A 22,041-nucleotide genomic window follows, 5' to 3' on the forward strand; every position below is an offset into this window, starting at 1 on the left:
AAGGAGAACAAGGATATGCAGGAATGGCTGAAGGAGCTGCTGGGGGAGGCCTATACCCCCCAGCTGGAGGAGGCGCTGGCCGCAGAGCTGGCCCGGCGCTTTGTGAACCGGGAGGAGCTGGACGCTGCCCGTACCCAGGCGGCGGACTGGAAAAAGAAAGCCGAGCAGGCGCAGAAAACCGCGGAGGAACAGGTGGCGGCGGTGCGCTTTGACGCTCAGCTGAACGCGGCCATCGGCAAGGCGGGCGGCCGCAGCGAAAAGGCCATCCGGGCCCTGCTGGATCTGGACGGCCTGCGTGCCAGCGGCGACCGGGAAACCGCCATTGCCGCCGCGCTGGAGCAGCTGGAGCAGGAGAACGGTTATCTCTTCGGCGGAGCCACCCCGCCCCCCTACGCGGCGGGCACCGGCGCGGCCGTGCAGAGCGGCGAGCCGGATGAAGCCCTGCGCCGGGCCTTCGGGCTGGGCCGTGTCTGACCGGTTGACACTGGGGCCCCGGGGGCCTCCCGCGGCGTTGCCCCGCCGTTTTATTCGATTCTGATTCAACAATTTGTATACAACAGGAGGAAAATACAATATGGCTAACAAGATTACCACCGCAGGCAAATTCATCCCTCTGCTGGACGAGGTGTACCGCACCGTGTCCCTCACCGCCAAGCTGGACGGCCCCGAGGAGCTGGTGCGTCAGGGCGCCAACGCCAACGAGCTGATCATCCCCATGATCGAGATGCAGGGTCTGGGCGACTACGACCGCAACAGCGGCTATGTGGCCGGTGACGTGACCATGACCAACGAGACCGTGAAGTGCAACTTCGACCGGGGCCGCATGTTCACCGTGGACAACATGGACGACGCGGACAGCGCCGGCATCGCCTTCGGCCGTCTGGCGGGCGAGTTCATCCGCACCAAGGTGGCCCCCGAGCTGGATGCCTTCCGCTTTGCCAGCTACGCCTCCAAGGAGGGCGTTACCCAGAAGGCGGAGGATCTGGCGGACGGCGCTGCCGTGCTGGCGGCCCTGCGTGTGGCCACCAACGCCATGGGCGAGGCCGAGGTGCCCATGGAGGATCGCCACCTCTTCATTACCCCCACTCTGGACGGCATGATCGCGGATCTGGACATCACCAGGAGCCGGGAGATTCTGTCCCGCTTTGCCAGCAAGACGCTGGTGCCCCAGACCCGCTTTTACACCGCCATCGAGCAGAAGGACGGCCACACCGGCGGTCAGGAGGCGGGCGGCTACGCCAAGGGCAGCGACGGCAAGGAGCTGAACTTCGTGGTTATCCACAAGCCCGCCCTGATCCAGTTTGAAAAGCATGTGGCGCCCAAGATCGTGACCCCTGACCAGAATCAGGAGGCGGACGCCTACAAGTACGGCTACCGCAACGTGGGCGTGGCGGACGTGTACAAAAACAAGCTGGCCGGCGTGTACGCCAGCCATAAGACCGCCTGAGCCCATGGTGGAGTACGCATTTTACCGGGACGTGTGGAAGGGTGAGATGAGCGAGCAGGAGTTCGCGGCGGCCAGTCGGCCCCCCGCGGCTCAGCTGGAACGCTATAAGCGCATCTACTGCGTCACCGCCCCGGAAGAGGACAGCGAGGCCATGGCCCTTTGCGCCATGGCGGAAACGGAGCACTTTTACGAAGCGGCGGAAAACGGCCAGCTGGTGGGCGGCATGCAGCTGGGCAGCCTGAGCCAGACCAGCGCCGCGCCCGCGCCGGACCTGAGCGCCGCGGCCAAAAGCCGGGAGCTCTACCGCTGCGCCGGGCTGTATCTGGACATCCGGCGAAATGAACAGGGGGTGGCGGCATGCGGCTGACCAACGGCCTGCCGGATTACCGCTTCTGCACCGATACCGTCACGGTGTATCACGCGGCGTTCCAGCCGGAGTTTTCCTGCCGCCGCACCGTGCTGAACGGGGTGTATCTGGACGAGCGGGACGCAGCCGGTGCGGATGCCATCGGGGCCACCGGGCAGCGTTACTGCTTTCTGCTGGCCCCCTGCGGCGGCTGGCGGCCGGTCTGGCGGCCCGGCGGCGCGGGTGCGCAGCCGGAGGAACACTGGTTTTCGCTGGAGCCGGGCGACCGGGTGATGCCCGGCGAGGGGCCGGTGATTGAAACGGCGGAGCAGTGGCGGGTGTTTGTGCCCGCGGCGGTGCCGGGCCTTGCGGTGATCCGCGAGGTGGCGGCCAAGCGGCTGGGCGGGCAGGTGCGCCATGTGGAAGCCCAGACCGAATGGTACAAAAAATGGTAAAGGAGGAAAACAGCATGCTGGAACAGCTGCGGCAGTGGCTGGAGGGCTGGCCCGGCTGGGGCCGGGCTCCGGACATTGCCATCGACGGGCTGGAGCTGGCGGGCAGCGCGGTATCGCTGCGGCCGGGCGGCGCGGCGGAGAGCCGGTTCCGGGAGGACATTCTGGGGGGCGGCGAGCTTTTCACCAGCTACCGGTTCTGGCTGGAGCTGCGGCTGGAAAAGCCCCCCGGCGACGTGGCCACGGGCATGCAGAACGCGGTTCTGCTGCTGGCCCTGCAGGACTGGGTGAACGCCGAAAACGCCCGCCGCCGGGTGCCCGCGTTGTTTGAATCCGGTCGCCAGAGCCTGCGGGCGCTGGCAGCCGGGCTGCAGCAGGCCGGGCCGGATGGCCTTGCCCGCTACCGGATGGAGCTGGTGGTGGAGCACATCACCGAGATGAAAGGAGAAACAGATGGAGAAGAACAAAAAGATTGACCGCAAGTGGATGGCCCACTACATCGACGCCGCCGAGCCCGGCGCGCTGGAGGGCAGCCCCAGCTATGTGCGTCTGGGCAAGGATCTGGAGGAATACAGCCCGGAGCTGAGCGCCAACGTGGAAAAGACCCGGAACATTCTGGGCGAGACCAGCGTGATGGTGACCAGCTACGAAAAGAGCGGCAGCGTGGAAACTTATTACGCGGTGGCGGGCGACCCGCTGTTTGAGCGGCTGCAGGGCATTGTGGATGAGTGCAAGATTCTGGACGGCTGCGACACCACCGTGGTGGAGGTGCACATGTGGGAAGAGGAGGATCCGGAAACCGGCTTCCCCGCCGTGAAGGATCAGGCCACCATCGAGGTGAGCAGCTACGGCGGCGACGCCAACGGCTACCAGATCCCCTTCAACATCCATTACAAGGGCGTGCCGGTGAAGGGTCACTTCAAGCCGGACACCAAAGCCTTTACCCCGGACGAGGAGTAAACAAAAACCGGGCCGCCCGGGCCGAAAAAAAACGGGCCGGGCGGCTTTTTTACAGCAACGTGGCACAGAGCAGGGAGGAACAAAAATGCAGGAATTGAACATCGACACCGGCGTGCGGGAGTACCGGATCAACGGCGGCGGGCTGCTGCGCTTTAACCCCAGCGACCCCAACGTGTACAGCCGGTTTTTGCAGGCGGCGGACCGGATCGCCGCCATCGAACAGGAGATGGCCGAAGAGGGCCGCGCCGCCGCCGCCACCGGCCAGAAGGCGCTGGAGCTGCTGGCGAAGGCCGACCGGAAAACCAAAGAGGTGCTGACCTGGGTGTTCGGGGAGGAAAACGACTTCGACCGGCTGCTGGGCGGCGTGAATCTGATGGCGGTGGCCGCCAACGGCGAGCGGGTGGTGACCAACCTGTTCGCGGCGCTGCAGCCCCAGGTGCAGGCCGGGGCCGAGGCCTTTCTGAGCGCCCGGGCCGCACACCTTGCCGCCGCTGCCGATGCCCGGGAAGCCGCAAGGCGGGAGGCGGCCCGGTGACCGGCTGGGAATTGCCCGAAGCGCTGGAGGTGGCCGGGCGCAGCGAGCCCATCCGGGCGGACTTCCGGGAGGTGCTGGAGGTCATCCGTCTGCTGGACGATTCCACCGAGCCACCCGAGGCAAGGGCCTATCTGGCCATGGGGCTGTTTTACCGGAAGTTTGCCGCCATTCCTCTGGCGGCGCGCCAGCCGGCCATGGAGGCCATGCTCCGCTTTCTGGCGGGCGGCCAGGAGGACAGCGGCCCGGCGGGCCCCCGGATGATCGACTGGCAGCAGGATCTGCCCCTGATCGTGGCGGATGTAAATAAAGTGGCCGGGTGCGAGATCCGGGCGCTGCCCTTCGTGCACTGGTGGACGTTCCTTGCCTGGTTCGGAGCCATCGGGGAAGGGCAGCTGTCCGCGGTGGTGGCCGTTCGGGACAAGCTGCGCCGGGGCAAAAAGCTGGAGGAGTGGGAACGGGAGTTCTACCGGCGCAACCGGGCCCGGGTGGAGCTGAAGCCCCGCTACACCCCCGAGGAGCTGGCCGAGCGGGAGCGGCTGAACCGGCTGCTGAGTGATTGAGAAAGGAGGGAGACAAATGGAAACGAAAACGACCTGGCTGGACCTGCTGGTGGGCGACGCCAAGCAGGCCGAGCGGGACACCCGCAGCACCGTGATGAAGCTGGCGGCGGATTACCGCAAGCTGGGGCTGGACCAGTCCGCCGCGCTGCGGCTGGCCTGGCAGCAGGTGAAGGCCGCGCAGGACGAGGCCGCATCCAGCGCCGGGCAGCTGCTGCAGGTGATGCAGGGGCAGCTGGGTGGGCTGGGGCAGGTGCTGGCGGGCTTTGCCGAAGGGCTGCGCAAAATCGGCGAGGGGGTGAACTGGCTGCTGTTCGGCGACGGGGCGGCCTCGGCGGATGCGCTGGCCAAAAGCAGCCAGAACGCCGCCAAAAGCCAGCAGACCCTGACCAAAAGCACCAGGGCCGCCGCTAAGGCGGTGGCCCGCACGGTTCTGGGCATCGACGAGCTGAATCTGGTGCAGCAGCAGGCGGCGGGCAGCGGGGGCGGTTCCTCTTCCGGCGGCAGCGGCGGTTCGGCGGGCGGAGATCCGGACGAGGCGCAGAAAAAGTGGGTCGGCCTTGTGAACCTGATCCGCCCCTTTCTGGAAGAGATGCAGCGGCTGTTCGCACCCGGCATCGCGGCCTGGGGCAAGGCCTTCGACCAGATGGCCCGGGCGGCGAAAAGCGCCTGGGCCATCATCCGGGACAGCGCCCTGGAACTGTGGGACACCGCCCTGCGCCCGCTGGGGGAATATCTGCTGTGGGACTTCATCCCCAGCATCGTGAACGCCTTTTCCGAGACCTTTGCCCCCATCGTGGGCGCGGTGGGTGAGGTGTTTCTGGAGCAGTTTGCCCGGAACTTCTCGCTGGGCTGCCAGCTGGTGGGCGACGCCATCCAGAACTACCTGATGCCGCTGCTGGGCTTTTTGCAGCAGGTGGTGCAGGATATGCTGGCCGCGGTGAGCGAGGCCTGGGCGGTGTACGGCCAGCCCGTTCTGGACCGGCTGGCCCAGGGGTGCGAGCAGCTGCGCGGCTGGGTGCAGACGCTCTATTACGAGCTGATCCGCCCGGTGCTGGATGAGCTGATGGCCCGGCTGGAGCAGCTGTGGCAGGAGCATCTGGCCCCGCTTTGGGAAAACCTGACCCTTCTGTTCGGCGCGGTGGTGGAAATGATCACCATTCTGTGGACCGAGGCGCTTTTGCCCCTGTTGCAGAATATCACCGATACCTTTGCGCCGCTGGTGGCCGGGGCGGTGCAGTATGTTGTGGACTGCTTTTTTAACGGTCTGGGAACCATCGCCCAGGTGGCGGACGGCATTGCCGGGGTGCTGCGCGGGCTGTGCGAGTTCGTGAGCGGCGTGTTCACCGCCGACTGGGACCGGGCCTGGCGCGGCCTGAGCGACATCTTTGAAAGCGTGTGGGACACCATGGTCGGTGTGGCAAAGCAGGGCGTGAACGGCATTATTGATCTGGTGAACTTCATGCTGCGGGCGCTGACCGGCGGCATGAACGCGGTGATCGACCGGCTGAACCACATCAGTGTGGAGATTCCGCACTGGGTGCCGGACTACGGCGGCCAGCGGTTCGGCGTGAACCTGCCCCGGGTGCCGGAATACCAGATTCCCCGGCTGGCAAAGGGCGCGGTGCTGCCTGCCAACCGGCCGTTTCTGGCGGTGGTGGGCGACCAGCGGCGGGGCACCAACGTGGAGGCTCCGATGGAGACCATCCGCCAGGCGGTGGCGGACGTGCTGGGCGGTGCGGGCGCGGCCCAGCTGTATGTGAGCCAGCCCATCGAGGTGAAGCTGGACGGCCAGGTGCTGTACCGGGCCATGGCGAAGATCGAGGCCAACCGGGGCGCGCGCATCGGCGGCGCCTTTGCCGAGGCCTATTGAGCAGAGCGCAGGAAAGGAGGTGGTGCGTATGGAGGGGCAGGCCCCGGCGGGGGCAGAGCAGGACCGAACAAAAACCAATCGAACAAAACAACAATTACACAAAAAAGGAGAAATGAATTATGGCTATGAATACTGGCGTTTATCCCGTATATGAAAACAAGTTCAAGGTAGGCACCAGGGGCCGTGCAAGCGAAGAGGGCGATATGGCCGCCATTGCGGAGCTGGAAACCTTTGAGGTGAGCATCGACGGCAACACCGTGGAGTGGAGCCCCATGGAAATGCAGGGCTGGCTGCGCAGAATGGTCACCGGCAAGGCCCTGACCATCACCCTCACCGGCAAGCGCTGCCTGGGTGATGCGGGCAACGATTACGTTGCCCAGAGCGCCTGGACCACCGGCGACGGCTGCGCCAGCAAGTTTGAGTGGGAGTTCCCCAGCGGCGCAAAGCTGGCCTTCGACTGCGTGCTGAACGTGACCAACCCCGGCGGCGGTGAGAGCCGCGATGTGGCCATTCTGGAGGTGGAAGTGATGAGTGACGGCAAGCCCACCTTCACCCCCGCGCTGGAAGGCTGAGCGGCAGCCTGAACCGAACCCAAAACGCCCGGGGGCCATCCGCCCCCGGGCACTGATTGAAAAAGGAGTGCAAAACAAATGGCAAAACTGTATACCCTGGACGAAAAATTGCTCACCGATGCCCCGGAGATCCGCGTAAAGGACAAGCTGTATCCGGTGGACAACCGGCAGAAAACCGTGCGCAAGCTGATGCAGATCAACACCGACCAGATGGACGGCAGCCAGGTGAGCGAACAGATGGACCAGACCCTGAAGCTGGCCCTGGGCGAGGCTGCCTTTGCGGAGATCGACAAGATGGACCTGCCCTTCCCTGCTTATCAGAAGCTGTTCGAGCTGGTGATGGCGGCCATGACCGGCGAGGAAGAGCAGGAGATGGAGCAGCGATTTCAGCAGGCAAAGCACAGCGCCCGGGCCTGAGTGGTATGACCTGGAATTCGACGCGCTGCTGATCGAGCAGAGCATCGCCAAGCAATATGGGGTGCTGCCCCATTTGCAGGGGGAGCTGAGCTGGCCGGAGTGGAGCAAGCTGGTGAGCGGCCTGATGGACGACACCCCTCTGGGCCGGGTGGTGGCGGTGCGCAGCGAGCGGGACCGAAAAATGCTGGAAAAATTCACCCCCCAGCAGCGGAAAATTCGAAGTGAGTGGTCTGCGTTCCGGGCCAGAAAGGCGGCCAAAGCCTTTACCGGCGAGCAGCTGCGCCGCCAGATGGACGATCTGGAGCAGATGATGGCAAAGGCGTTCGGCAGCTGACGGCAGGCAGAAAAAAGCCGCTCCCCGCAAAAAAAGCGGGGGGCGGCAAAACAGGCGAAAATTATAAATTCAGCAGCTGCTTTTTCTTCGCGTCGAATTCTTCCTGGGTGATGGCGCCAAGGTCAAGCAGGCTTTTCAGATTCTTGATGGCTTCTGTGATCTGGTCCATGTTATCGGTGGGATTGGTCTGGATGGGGGCAGCGGCTTCCGGCTCAGGTTGTGCATAGCGAAGCTCGTCGACTGCTTTTTTCAGCTGTTCCACAACCGCCAGTTCATCATGAACTACAAAAACGATGTTCCGGCCGTTTACACGCAGATATGCTTCTTTGGGGTCGGTATCGTAGTAGACATCTGTGATGTCGTCTGCGGAGATTTCTTGAAGCGAGGAATTTTCTTTTGACCAGGCAAAAAAGAAAATCCGCAAATTAGTGATAACGAGGATTCCGTAAATTTTATTTGAGTTGTTGCAGGTAAAATCTTGTGAGTGAGAAGAAAAAATATGGATAGGGAGTTTGCTTGCCGCTAGAAGCTCCTCGGCGTTGACCAATTGGGAGACACAGGCATCGTATTCAGAACGAAAAGGAGTATAGAGTTCCTTTGTGAGTTTGAAAAGCAAAGAGTTTTTTCGAACAGAAAGCGACTGATTAATTGCGTCGAGAAGTGTCACAATAAATTCCTCCCATTCAAAGAAAGCTGGGTATGATGGATTTAGTATATCACAATGCCTATTCGACAACAAGAAAAATATTGAGAGGAAAATTACACAGGAGGTGATGAAAACTTGGCAGCTGAAATTGATGTGAATGAATTGAAAGAGCAAAATCGATTATTGCAGTTGCAAGTGAAACTAAAAAAGCAATTGGATGATTCGATGGAATCGCTAAATAAAAAATATCAAGATAGCTACAATGCGCAGCGAGAAGCGATGGGTATGGAGAAAAAGTATGCAGAGGCCGCGCAGAAAGCTACCGAGCTGCAAACGAAGGCGCTGGAGAAGCAGAAAGATGCGATTGATGAAAGCAAGGAAAAATTGAACCAGTGGGCAGTGAGGGCTGAGCAGTCAATGAAAAAGCTGCAAAGCGGAATGAGCGGCCTGGGCAAGGGCATTTCCGCCATCGGCGGGCCGCTGGTGACCGGTGCGCTTGGTATGCTGGGCGGCGGGCTTGCCACCATGCTCAAGGAAAACGAGACCCTGAAGGCTTCGCTGGAAAGCGTGAAGTCCAGCCTGCAGGGTGCGTTCGCTCCGATTACCCAGGCGGTGCTGCCGCTGGTGGATACCTTCGCCCAGACCATCAGCAGCTTGGCCCAAACGGTGGCCCCGCTGCTGAGCGACGTTCTGGGCGGGATCAGCGGAACCATTGCGGGAATGCTTTCCGGCGTGGATCTGAGCGGTCTGCTCACGCCGCTCACCGCCGGGCTGGACGGCATCCTTGGCCTGTTCTCCAAACTGGGGCAGGCCACCGGCACATGGATGCAGGGGCTGGACCTTTCCGGTCTGGCGGGCAGCTTCGCCGGTCTGGCGGCGGCCATCGGGCCGGTGGTGCAGCTGGCCATGGGCGGCCTTGCCTGGGCCTGGCAGAACGTGCTTCTGCCCCTGAGCGGCTGGGCCATCCAAAGCGTTGCCCCGGCGTTTTTCGATCTGCTGAGCGCGGCGATGCAGGCACTGAACCCCATTATCGAGGTGTTCCAGCCCTTCGCCCAGTTCTTATGGGAAAGCTTTTTGCAGCCCCTGGCCGAATGGACCGGCGGCGTTGTGGTGAGCGTGATCGAGGGCATCGTGAACGGGCTGACCCTGTTCTCCGCCTGGATCAGCGAGAATATGGAGCTGGTGCAGCTGATCGTGACGCTGGTGGGCTCCTTTGCGGCGGCCTGGGTGCTGGTGAACACCGCCCTTGCAGTGTGGAACGTAATCAGCCTGATTGCCACAGCGGGAGCCACGGCTCTGGGCACGGCGGTGGCATTCCTTACCGCGCCGGTCACGCTGATCATTGCGGGAATCGCGGCGCTGATCGCCGTGGTCGCGCTGCTGATCACCCACTGGGATCAGGTGAAGCAGGCGGGTGGGGCCGCGCTGCAGTTCCTTCAGGAAGTATGGGCGGCGGCCTGCGAGTGGTTCAATACGGTCGTGGTGCAGCCGCTCGCCGCGCTGTTCAGTACGTTCTGGCAGACCGTGCAGAATCTGGCCCAGCTGGCGTTGAGCAAGCTGCAAGCCATCTGGGGCACGCTGTGCGGCTGGATGCAGCGGCTTGTGATCGAACCGCTGACCAGCGCCTGGACCGGATTCAAGGATATTATGCTCAACCTGTGGGACGGCATTGCGGGCGGCGTGCGCGGAGCGGTGAATTCCATCATCGGCTTTGTGAACGGCATGATCCGCGCGGCGGTGGATGGCGTGAACACCGTGATCCGGCTGCTGAACAGCATCAGCTTCGAGGTCCCGGGCTGGGTGCCGGAAATCGGCGGCAAGACCTTCGGGTTCGACATCCCCACCATGAGCGCGCCCCAGATCCCCATGCTGGCAAGGGGCGGCGTAATCCGCCAGCCGGTGCTGGCCATGATGGGCGAGTACGCGGGCGCGGCCACGAACCCGGAGATCGCCGCGCCGGAAAGCCGGCTGCGAGAGCTGATGGCCGAGCAGAACGGCCCGGTGCTGGCGGCGATTTTGCAGCTGGCCCAGGCGGTGAGCAGCGGCGGCGCGCGTGAGCTTGTTGCAAATCAGCCCATCGAGATAAAGCTGGATGGGCAGGTGCTGTATCGCGCCATGGCGAAGATCGAGGCAAACCGGGGCGTAAAGATTGGAGGTGCGTTCGCAAATGCCTATTGATGATAATAAAAAAGGCTGCCCGGATGAAAGGACAACATCGAGACAGCCTTTGTAAAACGATCAGGCAGGCGCAGAGGTCAACAGCACATGGGATTCGCTTTGCTGTGCGGGAAACCATCCATTGGCTTGCAGATAATTGAGGTATGGGTTGTTTTGCGCAAGAACCACAAAATCAACCCCGTACCTGCTTAAAATGCGCAACGCTTCGGCGGGATCTACGTCGCTTCCATTGGCAAATTGGATCAGCAGCATGCGTTCGTCTGCTTCCTGTTGTCTGCCTCTGTATGCAAACAAGTCCAGAATATACTGATCGCGCGAAACAACGAGCTGAATCTGTGGATAGACCTGACGCAATGTGGTAGAAAAATCGTAGTTTCCAAGAACCAGAGGAGTGGAGGAATTGGCAAATAGCGTCTGTTGAAAAGTCAGTACCTCGGAGGGAACCTTTTGTACATTTTCAGAAAGGATAAACCCGTTTTCCTGTGTGAACATGAATTTTCCGGGCAGCACCAGAACCAGAATTCCCAAAAAAAGCGACAGCCATCGACGACTGTGAAATCGAGCCACAATTAGAATCACAGTGCAGACGAGAGCAGGGGAGGCCGGAATCAGCCAGAACACCCGCCAGTAGGAGGGCGTTTTGGTGACGGTTTGCGCAATGAAGTTACCACACAGGGGATTCCAGACCAACAAAAATAAAATAAGCGGGGTAATGATAAAGTACAGCCGCAACATTTCGTTGGAACGAAACCACAGGAATACTGCCGCAGCCAGATAAAGCAGAAAGATTACAAAACCAGAACCCCAGTACCGCATAAACCATTCAAAGACAAAGGAAGAACCAGTCTGGGATGCTGCTTCGATCTGGCCGGAAAAAGAACGTGTCCGAAAATAAATCGCCAGTGTGAAAAAGCCGATCACGCCAATGGAAGGAAGCAATCCCACCAGCTTTCTGGGGGATTTTTCCAGAAAGCAGATGCCAATGGTCATGGCCAGTGCCTGAAATCCAAGGATATACAAACTGGTGGGATTCAGCGCGATGCCTGCCAAAATGCAGGAAAGCAGAAAAAGGCTGTGAAAACGAATTCGCTTGCGCAAAGAAAGGAGAAGAAATCCAGTCATAAGGGGCAGTATTACATGGAGATAGACCGCCTTGCCTTGCCACAGACGGGACAATAAAAAGCTGCCGGGGGAATAGACTGCATATCCGTCCATCAAAAAGCAGATCATCAACAGACAATAGAACAGCGCCGCACGGATTTTATTGCCGGAAAACAGTATTTCTCCCAAAAACAGGTATGCTCCGCAGGAGACCGCAAGAAGAAAAGGAAGGAGAACAGTATGCATCATGCTGGCTCCATCAATGCGGAAAAGCCAGGCAAACACTGCAATCCATGCTTCCCATGTTTCAAAATCATACATGGGAACTGTTCCAAGTTCAGGGTCGCCGAAGCTGCTGTCATAAGCGTTTAATATGTTACTGCTTTGGAATAGAGTGACATTGCTAACATAAAAAGAATCATCGGCATCCGAGCGGTACAATATGAGCGTAATGGCTGCTATGGTCACAAGTGGTACTGTCACAAGTAAAATCCATTTCGGAAGCGGCTTGAAGGAAAATGAAAAATCTCGATAGCTCCACAAAAATTCCGCGATCAGCAGCGCAAGAACGAATGCTCGAAATATTATGTTGCTCCAGCGAAAGGCAACAAATGCCCAGCCAATGCTCTGTACCAGTGCCAGATTTGCCAGAAAGCCCAATGCAAGGTTGCTTAATGGATTGGTTTCAAGTAAAAGCAATTTGCTGATTCTGGCACCGAAAGGAACAAAAACAATTGAAAAAAGTATCCACAAAACAATTGTTTTTGCCACAAATATTATGGAAAATCCGGCCATAAATCCTCCTTGAAACAGCGATGAAACTGTATGAAATCTAATTTTTATAAGTATATCATGAAGAAAAAATATTTATCAATAATGAGCAGGAAAAGATAGGCAGATTATCAAAATGAGCATGCGTAAAGATTGGAGGTGCGTTCGCAAATGCCTATTGATTTGAAGGAAAACAAGGGCTTTATCTATCTGGGGGCCACGGCCCAGACCGACCGGAGCAATTATGCCATTGCGGCGCCTTACCCCACCCAGGGCAAGGCGCCTTTTACTACCAGCCGCATGGTGGATTCGGCCCGCAACGCCCAGGGCACCATGGTGGGCCGGATGGTGGGCCGCAGCGTGGACAAGCAGGAGCTGGGCTGGCAGACCATCAGCCCGCAGCTGTGGTGGGAGATGAACCGCTGGTTTGAGGACGGCCACTTCACCTTCTACTGCCACTATTTCAGCCATAACCTGGGCCGGTGGGAAACGCGGATGTTTTACCTCAGCGACGTGAAGTGCAGCCCGGTGAACGTGGACGCGGCCACCGGAATGCCGGAATACTACGAGGACGCCAGCTTCAGCGTGGTGGATTGCGGGGTGATCTGATGCAACAGGTGAGCGATGCCTACCGGCAGGAAATGGAGCGCCCGGTGTTGGGCGCGGCAAAGCTGGCCGTGACCCTGAGTGTGGTGGACGAGGACGCGGCCCCCGGTGCGGCGGATAAGAGCGAGCATCAGGCCTACTGGTCCAGCGTGGAAAGCGCCCTTGCGCAGGACGGCGCGCAAAAGCGCAGCTACGCCACCTTTGAGCCGGGGCGCTGGAAGGCGGACGGCACGCTGCGCATTGCGGACGAGCCCGGCGGCGCACTGCTGACCGAGGGCTATGTGAGCGAGTCCATGAGCGGCGCGGACGGCCGGTTTGCAGCCCCGCCGGTGCTGGCGCTGGAATTTGAAAGCCCGGTGAGCGTTCCGGCGCTGAGCTTCCGGTTCGATCAGGTGGCGGAGGAATGGTGCACCGCGCTGACCGTGACCGCCTGGAAGGGGGAAGTGCAGCTGGTGCAGCGGCAGGTGCGGCCCACGGCGGTGGAGCACGAGGAGCCGGTGCAGATCGACCGGTTCGACCGGCTGGAAATCCGCTTCGAGGCCACCAGCCGGCCCTTCCGCCGGGCGCGGCTGACCCGCCTGATGTTCGGCATGGAGCTGGTCTTTGGTCAGGCGGAGCTGACCGAGGCTGCCCAGACCATGGAGGTAGACCCCATCGGCCGCAGGCTGCCCACCGGGGAGTTCAGCTTCTCGGCGGTGAACGTGAACCTGCTCACCGGCAGCCAGAACGGTCTGTATGACCCGGATAATCCTCGGGGAATCTGGAAGTATTTTGAGCAGCGAAACCCCATCACGGTGCGCTATGGCCAGCAGCTGACCGGCGGCATCAAGTGGGGAGACGCGGCAGTGCTGGAATGGGGCGACCTTGCTCCCAGCGGCTGGCGAGAGCTGTATCAGGGCGGCTTTGTGGAATGGATGCCCGGCGGGCGCTTTTACCTGACCGGCCAGCCCGCGGTGGAGGGGCTGTATGCGAAATTCTCCGCCGCCGACGCGCTGAGCCTTTTGACCGGCACCTATTACAAGGGCCGGTGGGACGGCGCGCCCCACAGCCTGTGGGAACTGGCGACGCTGGTGTTGGAGGACGCGAAGTTTCCTCGCCGCAGGCAGGACGAGCAGCCCTGGGCGCTGTGGGAGGGCTTGAAAGAGATCACCACCACCGCCCCGCTGCCGGTAAAGCAGCACCGGGAATGCTTGCAGCTGATCGCCCACGCGGCCTGCTGCCTGTTATATGCCGACCGGGAGGGCGTGATCCGCATCCAGCCGGATGTGAGCAGCCAGACCGGGGTGTGCATCGGGCTTTCGGCCATACTGGAAAGCGCGCCCAAAGTGGAAAAGACCGCCAGCCTTCTTCGGGTGGAATGCCCGGCCACGGTGTACGCACCGGCGGAAAAGGAGAGCCAGCTGCACAAGGGCACCTATCAGGTGAACGGGCGGCTGGAGCTGCACCTGACCTGGAATCAGGCAGCGGACATCCGCGTGGAATGCGAGGGCGCGCAGGTGACGAACCAGGCGCTGTATGCCGCGGCGGCGGATCTGGTGCTGGAGGGCAGCGGCCCGGCCACCCTGATCGTGAGCGGCAAAAAGCTGGAGACCAGCAGTCAGAACGCGGTGGCCCCGGTGACGGACGCGGATGAGAACGGTTCAGTGGAAACGCTGGACAATCCGCTCATTACCGACCTGAACCGGGCGCTGGCGGTGGCGGACTGGGTGCGGGGGCATCTGCTGCGCCGCAGCACCTACACCTGCACCACCCGCGGCAACCCGGAGATGGACCCCATCGACCGGGTTCTGCTGGACACCCAATGGGAAACGGCCGCCCCGGCTCAGGTGCTGAAAAATCAGCTCACCTACACCGGCGGCGGATTGAAGGGAGAAATGATTCTGAAACGGGGGAATGAACGATGAGAAAAAGCCAGAACTATGAGCTGCGGCTGCCGGAACGGCTGGCCGAGCGCAACGACCCGGCAGACATCGACGATCTGACCTACGACATGGAGGTCGTCGACCGGGAACTGAAACAGCAGGCAAACAAGGACGCCGAGCTGGACGACCTGAAGGCCAGCCGCACCGAGCTGAACGCCCACGCCTCGGCCTCGGTGCTGGCCCACCCGGATGGCAGCGTCACCGATGAAAAGATCGGCCTGCGCACCGTGGGCGGGGTGAAAAACAAGCTGCAGGCACTGCTGACCCTGATCGGCCAGCAGATCGCGGGCATCAAGGGAACCGACGCCTGGAACGACGGCCCGGCCATCACGCTGGCGGCAGCAAAGCAGATGCTGGACGCCCACAAAGCGGCGGCGGATGCGCTGCGGGAGGATTTCGATGCCCACGCGGCCAGCAAGGCCAACCCCCACGCGGTGACCAAAAGTCAGGTGGGCCTTGGCAATGTGCCCAACGTGGCCACCAACGACCAGACCCCAACCTATTCGGAATCGGCTGCGCTGACGCAGCTTTCCAGCGGTGAAAAGCTGAGCGCCGCTCTTGGCAAGCTGGCCCGGGCGGTGCGCAGCCTGATGGAGCATCTGGCGGACACGGAAAATCCTCATACCGTGACCGCCCATCAGGCGGGGGCATACACTCAGCAAGAGACCGACACGAAGGACGCGGCGGTGAAAAGTGCGCTGGAAAGTGCCCTTGCCGCACATACCGGGAATACCTCCAACCCGCACAAGACCACCAAGGCCCAGGTGGGGCTTGGCAGCTGTGATAATACAGCCGACGTGGACAAGCCGGTGAGCACTGCCCAGGCGGCAGCCATTGCTTCGGTGCAAAATGCACTGAACAGCCATAAAGCGGACAAAGCCAACCCCCATGCCGTGACCAAAACCCAGGTGGGCCTTTCAAACGTGACCAACGATGCCCAGGTCAAGCGCAGCGAAATGGGTAAGGCCGGCGGTGTGGCAACGCTGGACAGCAATGGTCAGGTGCCAGCCAGCCAGCTGCCCAGTTTTGTGGACGACGTACTGGAATATGCCAGCAAAACCGCCTTCCCGGCCACGGGTGAGGCAGGGAAGATCTATGTGGCGCTGAACACAAACCTCACCTGGCGCTGGAGCGGCTCGGCCTATGTGGAGATCAGTAAGAGCCTTGCGCTGGGCGAGACCTCTTCCACCGCCTACCCGGGCAACAAGGGCAAGGCGCTGGCGGCTGACCTTGCCTCCACCAAAACCACTGTGGCTTCCAACACCGCCGCCCGCCACAGTCACGCAAACAAGACGCTGCTGGACAGCTACACCCAGACCGAAGCCAGTCTGGCGGATGCGGTGAGCAAAAAGCACAGCCACGGAAATCTATCTCTGCTGGGCAGCATCACCCAGACGTTGCTGAATAACTGGAATGCGGCGTTCGCCCATGTGAGTGATACCGTAAAACACATCACAGCGGCGGAGCGCAGTCTCTGGAACGCAGCGATACAAACCATGAAGATCGGTACCGTGGTCAGCGGCAGCACCGCCGCTGCCAGCATATCCAAAAGCGGCACAACCGCCACTTTGAATCTGATCTTGCCCAGCGGTGCCCAAGGGCCGAAGGGGGACACCGGCCCCGCTGGCCCGCAAGGTGAGACCGGTCCCCAGGGCCCAAAAGGAGATACCGGTGAGCAGGGCCCGGCCGGTGCACGGGGTGCAACTGGCCCTACCGGCCCCCAAGGGCCGCAGGGTGCCACCGGCCCCACCGGCCCGGCAGGCCCCAATCTGGTGAGTAAGACCACCCAGGTGAGCGGTTTTTCCACCGGGCAGGTTCTGTATGTGAACGGCAGCGTGGTGGGGGCCAAAACTCTGACGGCAGCGGGCATCGGCGCGGCGACAGCCGGCCACACCCACAAATACGCGGGCGCTTCCAGCGCGGGCGGCGCGGCCAACAGCGCGGTGAAGCTGCAAACCGCCCGGGGCGTGACCATTGGCGGAACCAAAAAGACCTTCGACGGCAGCGCCGATGTGAGTTGGACTCTGGGTGAGATTGGCGCGGCAGCGGTGGATCCGAATTCCGGCTTTTCCGGCGCGGCCCGTGCGGCCACCCAGCTGGCCACGGCCCGCACCCTGACCATTGGCAAAACCGGCAGGGCCTTCGACGGTACTGCCAATCTGAACTGGACGCTGGCTGATCTGGGCATTCTGGATTTTGTGTATCCGGTGGGCAGCATTTTCGAGTGGGCTGATACAGGCAGCGGCGCTAATTTGAGTACCATCGAAGCCGTCCAGGCGCATTTTGGCGGCCGATGGGAAGAGTACGGTTCCGGCCGGGTACTGGTGGGCCGCGCAAAGGGAATTCCCGAATTCAGTGACGTGAACAAAGAAGGCGGCGAAATCAACCATACCCTCACCATTGCGGAAATGCCCAGGCACAGCCATGAAATGAGATGGTCCAACGAGGGTGCGGTCGGATCCGGCCATGGTTGCCTGATCCGGGATAGTCTGTCCGGTGAATCCTGGCCCTATGGCTACTGGACGGGGCAGGACGGCGGCGGGCAGGCCCACAATAACCTGCAGCCCTACATCACCGTGTTCCGTTACCGGCGAGTTGCGTAAGGAGGGGAAACGCATGGCATGGCAAACGCCGAAAACGACCTGGGACGGGCAGGACGCATTCCGCCTGGACCCGGACTATGAGCGCATCCGGGGCAACCTGCTGTATCTGCGGCAGCGGGCAGCGGCAATTACCCAAAAGCCCGACTACGGCCAGATGCAGGACTATACCGTGGACGGGGTTCCGCTGGCGGAGTTCTTCAACCGGGTGGAAGAAAATCTGGCGGCGCTGGCCGCCGCAGTGCAGCCCCGGCCGGAGTACGCCACCCGCGCCTTTGTGCCCGGTGACCTTGTGTGGGACTGGCGGGATCTGGAGCGCATCGAGGGAATGCTGCTGCAAATTTACAACGATCTGAATGCAATTGAAAACGGCCAGCAGAAGCTGGCTTTTTGTTTGGGAGGTGGCCTGTTTGGCACGTTTGTTTCGTGATTTGAAAGTGAATGAATCGGACGGAAATGTTTATCTGACCCTGTATAACCGGGACGGCAGCCCCGCCCTGCGGGATGTATCAGTGGGAGTAAGCAGCGAGGTGGTACAGCAGGGAGATAATTGGACCGCAGCGGCTGCAAACCTGCTGCTGCGACTGGATGAGGATGGGCAGCCCCAGCTGGCCCTCACACCGCAGACCATCGGGGCGGCAGCCGCCGGGGACGGGGTGAACCTGTACACCCACAAAAAGAGCGGCACGGTGCACACCCTCACCGGCAGCGGGAACAACATCCGCTTTGTGGCCGCCGCGGATTTTGCGGCGGGAGATACCTTCCGGGTGAACGGCACCGGGTGCACCGCCCGCACCGTGGGCGGCGACGCACTGTGGGCCGGGTTCTTCCGGGCCGGGGCCGTGGTGGTGTGTTACCGCACGGGGAACGCCCTAACTTTTAACGGCGGGGGCCTGCCCGCGGCCGAAGCGGCCAAGCTGGCCCCCGAAAACATCAAGACCGGGGTTTCCATCACCGCCAACGGCAAAACCGTGAACGGCACCTTTACCGCCGATGGCACCGTAGCCGCGAATCAGATGCTGGCCGGGGCAGTGGGCTACGCCAAAGGCCGGAAGATTACCGGCAGCATTCCCAGCAGGGGCGCGGCCAGCTTCCGGCCGGGCACGGCAAGCCAGACCATCGCCGCCGGCCAGTACCTGAGCGGAGCCCAGACCATTGAGGGCGACGCGAATCTGCTGGCAGCCAACATCCGGCAGGGGGTGAGCATCTTCGGGGTTACCGGCACCGCCGTCATGCTGGAGCCGGATATGCCCCGTGGCTGGGTGACGGTGTGCGAAATCTGGGATGGCAATACCCAGGCCAGCACGGTGCCTTCGCTGGCCTATCCCCAGCTGGTGGAAACCGCTTACATCGGCTGGCTGGACGGCGACCGGGACGATAACTACGGCGCACGTATCCGGGCATCCGGCCGCCAGTGGCGGCTGGTGCCGGTGAGCATTGTGCAGAACAGCACCACCATCCGCTTCCGCAAAAACGGCATCGTGCTGGCCGAGCAGAGCGCGGCGGACAGCCCCACCTGCGATCTGGGGTATCTGGCCGGCGGGGACGTGGTCACCATCGGTGTGGACGGCTACGGCACTGCCCAGGCTCTCTATGCACTGCAGGCCTACATCGCCTGAGAAAGGAGAGAAAAATGGCATTGAAATACGAAATCAACCCACCCGCTCCGGGCGTGGACGTGAGCAGGTATCAGGGCAATGTGGACTGGCCTCGGGTGAAGGCCGCGGGCTATGCCTTCGCCTTCGTGCGGCTGGGCTACGCCAACGGCGACGGCAGCATTGTGGCAGACCCGTATTTTGAGCGCAATGTGACCGGCGCGGCGGCGGCCGGGCTGGATGTGGGCGTGTATCTTTACAGCTACATCGACAGCGAGGCTCATGCCCGCATCGCCGCCGCCCGGGTTCTGGAACTGCTGGCGGAGCACACCCTCACTCTGCCGGTGGTGCTGGACTATGAGCACGCGGCCAAATATAAGGAATTCAGCCGGGAAAAGAACACCGCCATCTGCAACGCCTTCATGGGCTGCATCGCGGCGGCGGGCTATCTACCCATGTTCTACAGCTACACCAGCTTTGTGAACAGCTATATGGACATGGAGACCCTCGACCGGTACGAGGGGCTGTGGATCGCCAACTACACCGGCAAAATCGGGGTGGATAACGCGGCGGTCTGGCAGCACTCCAGCAGCGGCTCGGTGCCGGGTGTTCAGGGCCGGTGCGATCTGAACCGGATGTACTGCGATCTGCCCCGCATCGTGCGGGAGAGCTACACTCCCGGCGCGGTGGAATTTGTGCCCCTTTCCGGCAAGCAGCTGGAGGTGTTCGATTCCAGCCGCTGCGAGTATTTCACGGCTCCCAGCATTCATGCCGTGGTGATGAATGCGGACGGGAAAACGGACAAGCTGCCCGAGGGTACTTATGCGGTGCTCGCTCTGGCGGACACTCTGGTGGACGGCTACCCCATGGTGCAGATTGAACATGCGGGTAAAACCGTTTACGCCGCCGTTCTGGACGACCGCTGCCGCCTTGCGGATGCGCCGGACGAGGGGCTGGACCTGCATCTTGTGCCGATGCCCAACGAAGGCGACCGGCGCAACATCCGAACCTACTGCGAGGGGCTTGGTTTTTCGGCAGAGTTTATCTGGTAAGGAGGATGAATATGAATGAATGGAATGTGGTCGGGGTGCTGGTGGTGGTGGCCGGGTTATTTTTGTCGGTGGGGGCGCCGGTGATCCGGCTGAACAGCACCCTTACCAAGCTCTCCACCCTGGTGGAGGCGGTGCAGAGCCGGCAGGACCGGCAGGAGCGGGACAACACAGACAGCCACCGCCGCCTGTGGAAACACAACGACGAGCAGGACGCGGCTCTCAATGACCACGAAACACGAATCACAATTCTGGAACGAAAGGAAGGAACGCAATGAAAAAGATCAACTGGATGGTACGCATTCAAAACAAGGCATTCTGGCTGAGCCTGATCCCGGCGGTGATGCTGCTGATTCAGGTGGTGGCAGCGGTGTTCGGCTACCAGCTGGATCTGGGTGAACTGGGCAACCGGCTGCTGGCGGTGGTGAACGCCCTGTTTGCGGTGCTGGCGGTGCTGGGCGTGATCACCGACCCCACCACCAGCGGCGTGTGCGACAGCGACCGGGTGCTGGGGGCAGGGCAGACCGCAACCGTCGGCAGCGAAGCCGCGGACCCTGCCGCAAAAAAGAAGTAAGCAAAAGCCGCGCCGGGCCCCGGATTCTGCCGGGACCCGGCATTTTTGCAGGTTTGCGCGGTGGGCTTTGATGTGATATAATACTAAAATATTGTGATTTTAAGGGGGAAAACCCATGCAGAGCCTTACCGCGCTTGTGAGCGCGTGCAGCAATTTTATCTGGGGTGTGCCGATGCTGGTCATGCTGTTCGGCACCCACCTGTTTCTGACTGTCCGGCTTCGGCTGGTACAGCGCCATATTCCCAAGGCCATCCGGCTGAGCCTTTCGCCGGATGAGGGCAGCCAGGGCGAGATCAGCCAGTTCGGCGCGCTGGCTACCGCGCTGGCGGCCACCATCGGTACCGGCAACATCATCGGCGTGTCCACCGCCATTGCACTGGGCGGGCCCGGCGCGGTGCTCTGGTGCTGGCTCACCGGCGTGTTCGGCATCGCCACCAAATACGGCGAGGCCCTGCTGGCGGTGAAATACCGCACCCGGGGCAAAAGCGGCGCCATCGTGGGCGGCCCCATGTACACCATCGAGCGGGGTCTTGGCTGGAAGTGGCTGGCGGTGATCTTCGCCGCCTTCACCGTGCTGGCCACCTTCGGCGCGGGCTGCACCGTGCAGAGCCACGCCATCACCGATGTGATCCACACCACCTTCGGGGTGGCTCCCGCCATTTCCGGTCTGGTGGTCACCGCCGTCACCGCGGTGGTGATTCTGGGCGGCGTCAAGGCCATTGCCAAGGTGTGCGAAAAGCTTGTGCCCTTCATGAGCCTGTTCTACATTCTGGGCTGCATCGCAATTCTGGTGCTGAATGCCCCCTATCTGGGCCAGGCGCTGGCGCTGATCGTGAAAAGCGCCTTCGGCTTCCGGCAGGTGGCCGGCGGCTTTGCGGGCGGCGCGATGATGGCCGCCTGCCGTTACGGCATGGCCCGGGGCCTGTTCTCCAACGAGTCCGGCCTGGGCACCGCACCCATCGCGGCAGCCACCGCCCAGACCAAAAACCCGGTGCGGCAGGCGCTGGTTTCCATGACCGGCACCTTCTGGGATACGGTGATCGTCTGCGCCATGACCGGCATCGTGGTGGTAAGCAGCATGGTCAAGCAGCCCGAGCTGTATCAGGGCGCAAGCGACGACGCCATGACCCGGCTGGCCTTTGCCAACCTGCCCGCCGGTCAGATCGTGCTGGCGCTGGCGCTTTCGGTATTTGCTTTCACCACCATTCTGGGCTGGAGCTACTACGGCGAGCGGTGCGTGGAATACCTGTTCGGGCCAAAGGGCATTCCGGTGTACCGGCTGGTATTCCTGGTGGTGCTGTTCATCGGCGCGGTGGCCAATCTGGATCTGGTGTGGAGCTTTGCGGACCTGATGAACGGTTTGATGGCCTTCCCGAACCTGATTTCGGTGCTGCTGCTCAGCGGGGTGATCGTGGCGGAGACGCGGCATTATCTGTGGGAAAACCGGCTGGACGAGCAGGCGGAAACGCTGGATTGACCGCGCACACGGTTGCATAAATATGCTAT

At 61.6% G+C, this 22,041-nt stretch carries 24 protein-coding genes; 22 read left to right on the plus strand and 2 right to left on the minus strand.

Translation table 11 applies throughout. The features are described from left to right. Positions 1 to 15 precede the first annotated feature (15 nt). The 12 genes from ACESYO_RS01835 to ACESYO_RS01890 all read left to right on the plus strand — a co-directional run bounded on the left by ACESYO_RS01835 (position 16) and on the right by ACESYO_RS01890 (position 7,493). A complete protein-coding gene (locus ACESYO_RS01835) occupies positions 16 to 474 on the plus strand; it encodes a phage scaffolding protein (protein WP_373209293.1) in 459 nt (152 codons plus the stop codon). 100 nt (positions 475 to 574) lie between these two features. Next, positions 575 to 1,447 carry a hypothetical protein gene (locus tag ACESYO_RS01840; protein ID WP_373209294.1) on the plus strand — a complete coding sequence of 291 codons (873 nt, stop codon included), beginning with the start codon at positions 575 to 577 and terminating at the stop codon, positions 1,445 to 1,447. A gap of 4 nt (positions 1,448 to 1,451) precedes the next feature. Then, positions 1,452 to 1,814 (plus strand): hypothetical protein, encoded by a 363-nt coding sequence (locus ACESYO_RS01845; RefSeq protein WP_373211181.1) that lies wholly within the window; start codon positions 1,452 to 1,454, stop codon positions 1,812 to 1,814. After that, positions 1,805 to 2,248 (plus strand): hypothetical protein, encoded by a 444-nt coding sequence (locus tag ACESYO_RS01850; RefSeq protein ID WP_373209296.1) that lies wholly within the window; start codon positions 1,805 to 1,807, stop codon positions 2,246 to 2,248. Before ACESYO_RS01845 ends, ACESYO_RS01850 begins: the two co-directional genes overlap by 10 nt. Positions 2,249 to 2,262: 14 nt before the next feature. After that, positions 2,263 to 2,721: a hypothetical protein gene (locus tag ACESYO_RS01855; protein ID WP_058964218.1), complete on the plus strand. Its 459-nt coding sequence runs from the start codon at positions 2,263 to 2,265 to the stop codon at positions 2,719 to 2,721. After that, positions 2,699 to 3,205, plus strand: coding sequence for a hypothetical protein (locus ACESYO_RS01860; RefSeq protein WP_058964219.1), 507 nt, complete (start codon positions 2,699 to 2,701; stop codon positions 3,203 to 3,205). The genes ACESYO_RS01855 and ACESYO_RS01860 overlap by 23 nt, the downstream gene beginning before the upstream one ends. Positions 3,206 to 3,290: 85 nt before the next feature. Beyond that, positions 3,291 to 3,740, plus strand: coding sequence for a hypothetical protein (locus ACESYO_RS01865; protein ID WP_346672589.1), 450 nt, complete (start codon positions 3,291 to 3,293; stop codon positions 3,738 to 3,740). Then, positions 3,737 to 4,300, plus strand: a complete 564-nt coding sequence (locus ACESYO_RS01870; protein ID WP_058964221.1) for a Gp15 family bacteriophage protein — start codon at positions 3,737 to 3,739, stop codon at positions 4,298 to 4,300. Before ACESYO_RS01865 ends, ACESYO_RS01870 begins: the two co-directional genes overlap by 4 nt. Positions 4,301 to 4,316: 16 nt before the next feature. Next, complete coding sequence (locus ACESYO_RS01875; protein WP_058964222.1) at positions 4,317 to 6,170, plus strand: phage tail protein; 1,854 nt, start codon at positions 4,317 to 4,319, stop codon at positions 6,168 to 6,170. 119 nt (positions 6,171 to 6,289) lie between these two features. Further along, positions 6,290 to 6,742, plus strand: a complete 453-nt coding sequence (locus ACESYO_RS01880; RefSeq protein ID WP_058964223.1) for a phage tail tube protein — start codon at positions 6,290 to 6,292, stop codon at positions 6,740 to 6,742. A 78-nt stretch (positions 6,743 to 6,820) separates the two neighbouring features. Then, positions 6,821 to 7,159, plus strand: coding sequence for a hypothetical protein (locus tag ACESYO_RS01885; RefSeq protein ID WP_058964224.1), 339 nt, complete (start codon positions 6,821 to 6,823; stop codon positions 7,157 to 7,159). Between the two features lie 43 nt (positions 7,160 to 7,202). After that, positions 7,203 to 7,493 carry a bacteriophage Gp15 family protein gene (locus ACESYO_RS01890; protein ID WP_242868374.1) on the plus strand — a complete coding sequence of 97 codons (291 nt, stop codon included), beginning with the start codon at positions 7,203 to 7,205 and terminating at the stop codon, positions 7,491 to 7,493. Positions 7,494 to 7,554: 61 nt separating this feature from the next. Here ACESYO_RS01890 and ACESYO_RS01895 read toward each other — a convergent pair whose 3' ends face one another. Beyond that, the gene (locus tag ACESYO_RS01895; protein WP_242868362.1) at positions 7,555 to 8,160 is read right to left on the minus strand and encodes an SHOCT domain-containing protein; all 606 of its coding nucleotides are present in this window, start codon (positions 8,158 to 8,160) and stop codon (positions 7,555 to 7,557) included. 264 nt (positions 8,161 to 8,424) lie between these two features. On the opposite strand from ACESYO_RS01895, the gene ACESYO_RS01900 reads away from it, so the two are divergent. Further along, positions 8,425 to 10,317, plus strand: coding sequence for a phage tail protein (locus ACESYO_RS01900; RefSeq protein WP_132587280.1), 1,893 nt, complete (start codon positions 8,425 to 8,427; stop codon positions 10,315 to 10,317). A gap of 60 nt (positions 10,318 to 10,377) precedes the next feature. Here ACESYO_RS01900 and ACESYO_RS01905 read toward each other — a convergent pair whose 3' ends face one another. After that, positions 10,378 to 12,213, minus strand: a complete 1,836-nt coding sequence (locus ACESYO_RS01905) for a DUF6077 domain-containing protein (protein WP_373209297.1) — start codon at positions 12,211 to 12,213, stop codon at positions 10,378 to 10,380. 147 nt (positions 12,214 to 12,360) lie between these two features. Between ACESYO_RS01905 and ACESYO_RS01910 the strand changes: the two genes are divergently transcribed. The 9 genes from ACESYO_RS01910 (at position 12,361) to ACESYO_RS01950 (ending at position 22,012) form a co-directional block, all read left to right on the plus strand. Further along, the gene (locus tag ACESYO_RS01910; RefSeq protein WP_058964229.1) at positions 12,361 to 12,798 is read left to right on the plus strand and encodes a hypothetical protein; all 438 of its coding nucleotides are present in this window, start codon (positions 12,361 to 12,363) and stop codon (positions 12,796 to 12,798) included. Then, entirely contained in the window at positions 12,798 to 14,699 is a 1,902-nt protein-coding gene (locus tag ACESYO_RS01915) for a hypothetical protein (RefSeq protein WP_058964230.1), read from the plus strand. Before ACESYO_RS01910 ends, ACESYO_RS01915 begins: the two co-directional genes overlap by 1 nt. Further along, positions 14,696 to 17,320 carry a collagen-like triple helix repeat-containing protein gene (locus tag ACESYO_RS01920; protein ID WP_373209298.1) on the plus strand — a complete coding sequence of 875 codons (2,625 nt, stop codon included), beginning with the start codon at positions 14,696 to 14,698 and terminating at the stop codon, positions 17,318 to 17,320. The genes ACESYO_RS01915 and ACESYO_RS01920 overlap by 4 nt, the downstream gene beginning before the upstream one ends. A 13-nt stretch (positions 17,321 to 17,333) precedes the next feature. After that, entirely contained in the window at positions 17,334 to 17,747 is a 414-nt protein-coding gene (locus ACESYO_RS01925) for a hypothetical protein (protein WP_058965673.1), read from the plus strand. Beyond that, positions 17,728 to 18,936 carry a hypothetical protein gene (locus ACESYO_RS01930; RefSeq protein WP_373209299.1) on the plus strand — a complete coding sequence of 403 codons (1,209 nt, stop codon included), beginning with the start codon at positions 17,728 to 17,730 and terminating at the stop codon, positions 18,934 to 18,936. The genes ACESYO_RS01925 and ACESYO_RS01930 overlap by 20 nt, the downstream gene beginning before the upstream one ends. A 14-nt stretch (positions 18,937 to 18,950) precedes the next feature. Then, the gene (locus tag ACESYO_RS01935; protein WP_058962564.1) at positions 18,951 to 19,964 is read left to right on the plus strand and encodes a glycoside hydrolase family 25 protein; all 1,014 of its coding nucleotides are present in this window, start codon (positions 18,951 to 18,953) and stop codon (positions 19,962 to 19,964) included. 11 nt (positions 19,965 to 19,975) lie between these two features. Continuing rightward, positions 19,976 to 20,239 carry a hypothetical protein gene (locus tag ACESYO_RS01940; protein ID WP_058962563.1) on the plus strand — a complete coding sequence of 88 codons (264 nt, stop codon included), beginning with the start codon at positions 19,976 to 19,978 and terminating at the stop codon, positions 20,237 to 20,239. Beyond that, complete coding sequence (locus ACESYO_RS01945) at positions 20,236 to 20,535, plus strand: phage holin (protein ID WP_082669463.1); 300 nt, start codon at positions 20,236 to 20,238, stop codon at positions 20,533 to 20,535. Before ACESYO_RS01940 ends, ACESYO_RS01945 begins: the two co-directional genes overlap by 4 nt. A gap of 115 nt (positions 20,536 to 20,650) precedes the next feature. Further along, entirely contained in the window at positions 20,651 to 22,012 is a 1,362-nt protein-coding gene (locus ACESYO_RS01950; RefSeq protein ID WP_058962562.1) for an alanine/glycine:cation symporter family protein, read from the plus strand. Positions 22,013 to 22,041: the final 29 nt, after the last annotated feature.

Origin of the sequence: Allofournierella massiliensis (assembly GCF_964241245.1) — a bacterium.
Lineage (GTDB): Bacteria > Bacillota > Clostridia > Oscillospirales > Ruminococcaceae > Allofournierella > Allofournierella massiliensis.

What these genes read in the sequence shown, in the direction of transcription:
- ACESYO_RS01880 (WP_058964223.1), top strand. Translation starts at nt 6,290, where the DNA reads ATGGCTATGAATACTGGCGTTTATCCCGTATATGAAAACAAGTTCAAG.
- ACESYO_RS01920 (WP_373209298.1), top strand. Translation starts at nt 14,696, where the DNA reads ATGAGAAAAAGCCAGAACTATGAGCTGCGGCTGCCGGAACGGCTGGCC.
- ACESYO_RS01935 (WP_058962564.1), top strand. Translation starts at nt 18,951, where the DNA reads ATGGCATTGAAATACGAAATCAACCCACCCGCTCCGGGCGTGGACGTG.
- ACESYO_RS01835 (WP_373209293.1), top strand. Translation starts at nt 16, where the DNA reads ATGCAGGAATGGCTGAAGGAGCTGCTGGGGGAGGCCTATACCCCCCAG.
- ACESYO_RS01855 (WP_058964218.1), top strand. Translation starts at nt 2,263, where the DNA reads ATGCTGGAACAGCTGCGGCAGTGGCTGGAGGGCTGGCCCGGCTGGGGC.
- ACESYO_RS01850 (WP_373209296.1), top strand. Translation starts at nt 1,805, where the DNA reads ATGCGGCTGACCAACGGCCTGCCGGATTACCGCTTCTGCACCGATACC.
- ACESYO_RS01910 (WP_058964229.1), top strand. Translation starts at nt 12,361, where the DNA reads ATGCCTATTGATTTGAAGGAAAACAAGGGCTTTATCTATCTGGGGGCC.
- ACESYO_RS01925 (WP_058965673.1), top strand. Translation starts at nt 17,334, where the DNA reads ATGGCATGGCAAACGCCGAAAACGACCTGGGACGGGCAGGACGCATTC.
- ACESYO_RS01840 (WP_373209294.1), top strand. Translation starts at nt 575, where the DNA reads ATGGCTAACAAGATTACCACCGCAGGCAAATTCATCCCTCTGCTGGAC.
- ACESYO_RS01915 (WP_058964230.1), top strand. Translation starts at nt 12,798, where the DNA reads ATGCAACAGGTGAGCGATGCCTACCGGCAGGAAATGGAGCGCCCGGTG.
- ACESYO_RS01940 (WP_058962563.1), top strand. Translation starts at nt 19,976, where the DNA reads ATGAATGAATGGAATGTGGTCGGGGTGCTGGTGGTGGTGGCCGGGTTA.
- ACESYO_RS01885 (WP_058964224.1), top strand. Translation starts at nt 6,821, where the DNA reads ATGGCAAAACTGTATACCCTGGACGAAAAATTGCTCACCGATGCCCCG.
- ACESYO_RS01875 (WP_058964222.1), top strand. Translation starts at nt 4,317, where the DNA reads ATGGAAACGAAAACGACCTGGCTGGACCTGCTGGTGGGCGACGCCAAG.
- ACESYO_RS01905 (WP_373209297.1), bottom strand. Translation starts at nt 12,213, where the DNA reads ATGGCCGGATTTTCCATAATATTTGTGGCAAAAACAATTGTTTTGTGG.
- ACESYO_RS01860 (WP_058964219.1), top strand. Translation starts at nt 2,699, where the DNA reads ATGGAGAAGAACAAAAAGATTGACCGCAAGTGGATGGCCCACTACATC.
- ACESYO_RS01945 (WP_082669463.1), top strand. Translation starts at nt 20,236, where the DNA reads ATGAAAAAGATCAACTGGATGGTACGCATTCAAAACAAGGCATTCTGG.
- ACESYO_RS01865 (WP_346672589.1), top strand. Translation starts at nt 3,291, where the DNA reads ATGCAGGAATTGAACATCGACACCGGCGTGCGGGAGTACCGGATCAAC.
- ACESYO_RS01950 (WP_058962562.1), top strand. Translation starts at nt 20,651, where the DNA reads ATGCAGAGCCTTACCGCGCTTGTGAGCGCGTGCAGCAATTTTATCTGG.
- ACESYO_RS01900 (WP_132587280.1), top strand. Translation starts at nt 8,425, where the DNA reads ATGGAGAAAAAGTATGCAGAGGCCGCGCAGAAAGCTACCGAGCTGCAA.
- ACESYO_RS01845 (WP_373211181.1), top strand. Translation starts at nt 1,452, where the DNA reads ATGGTGGAGTACGCATTTTACCGGGACGTGTGGAAGGGTGAGATGAGC.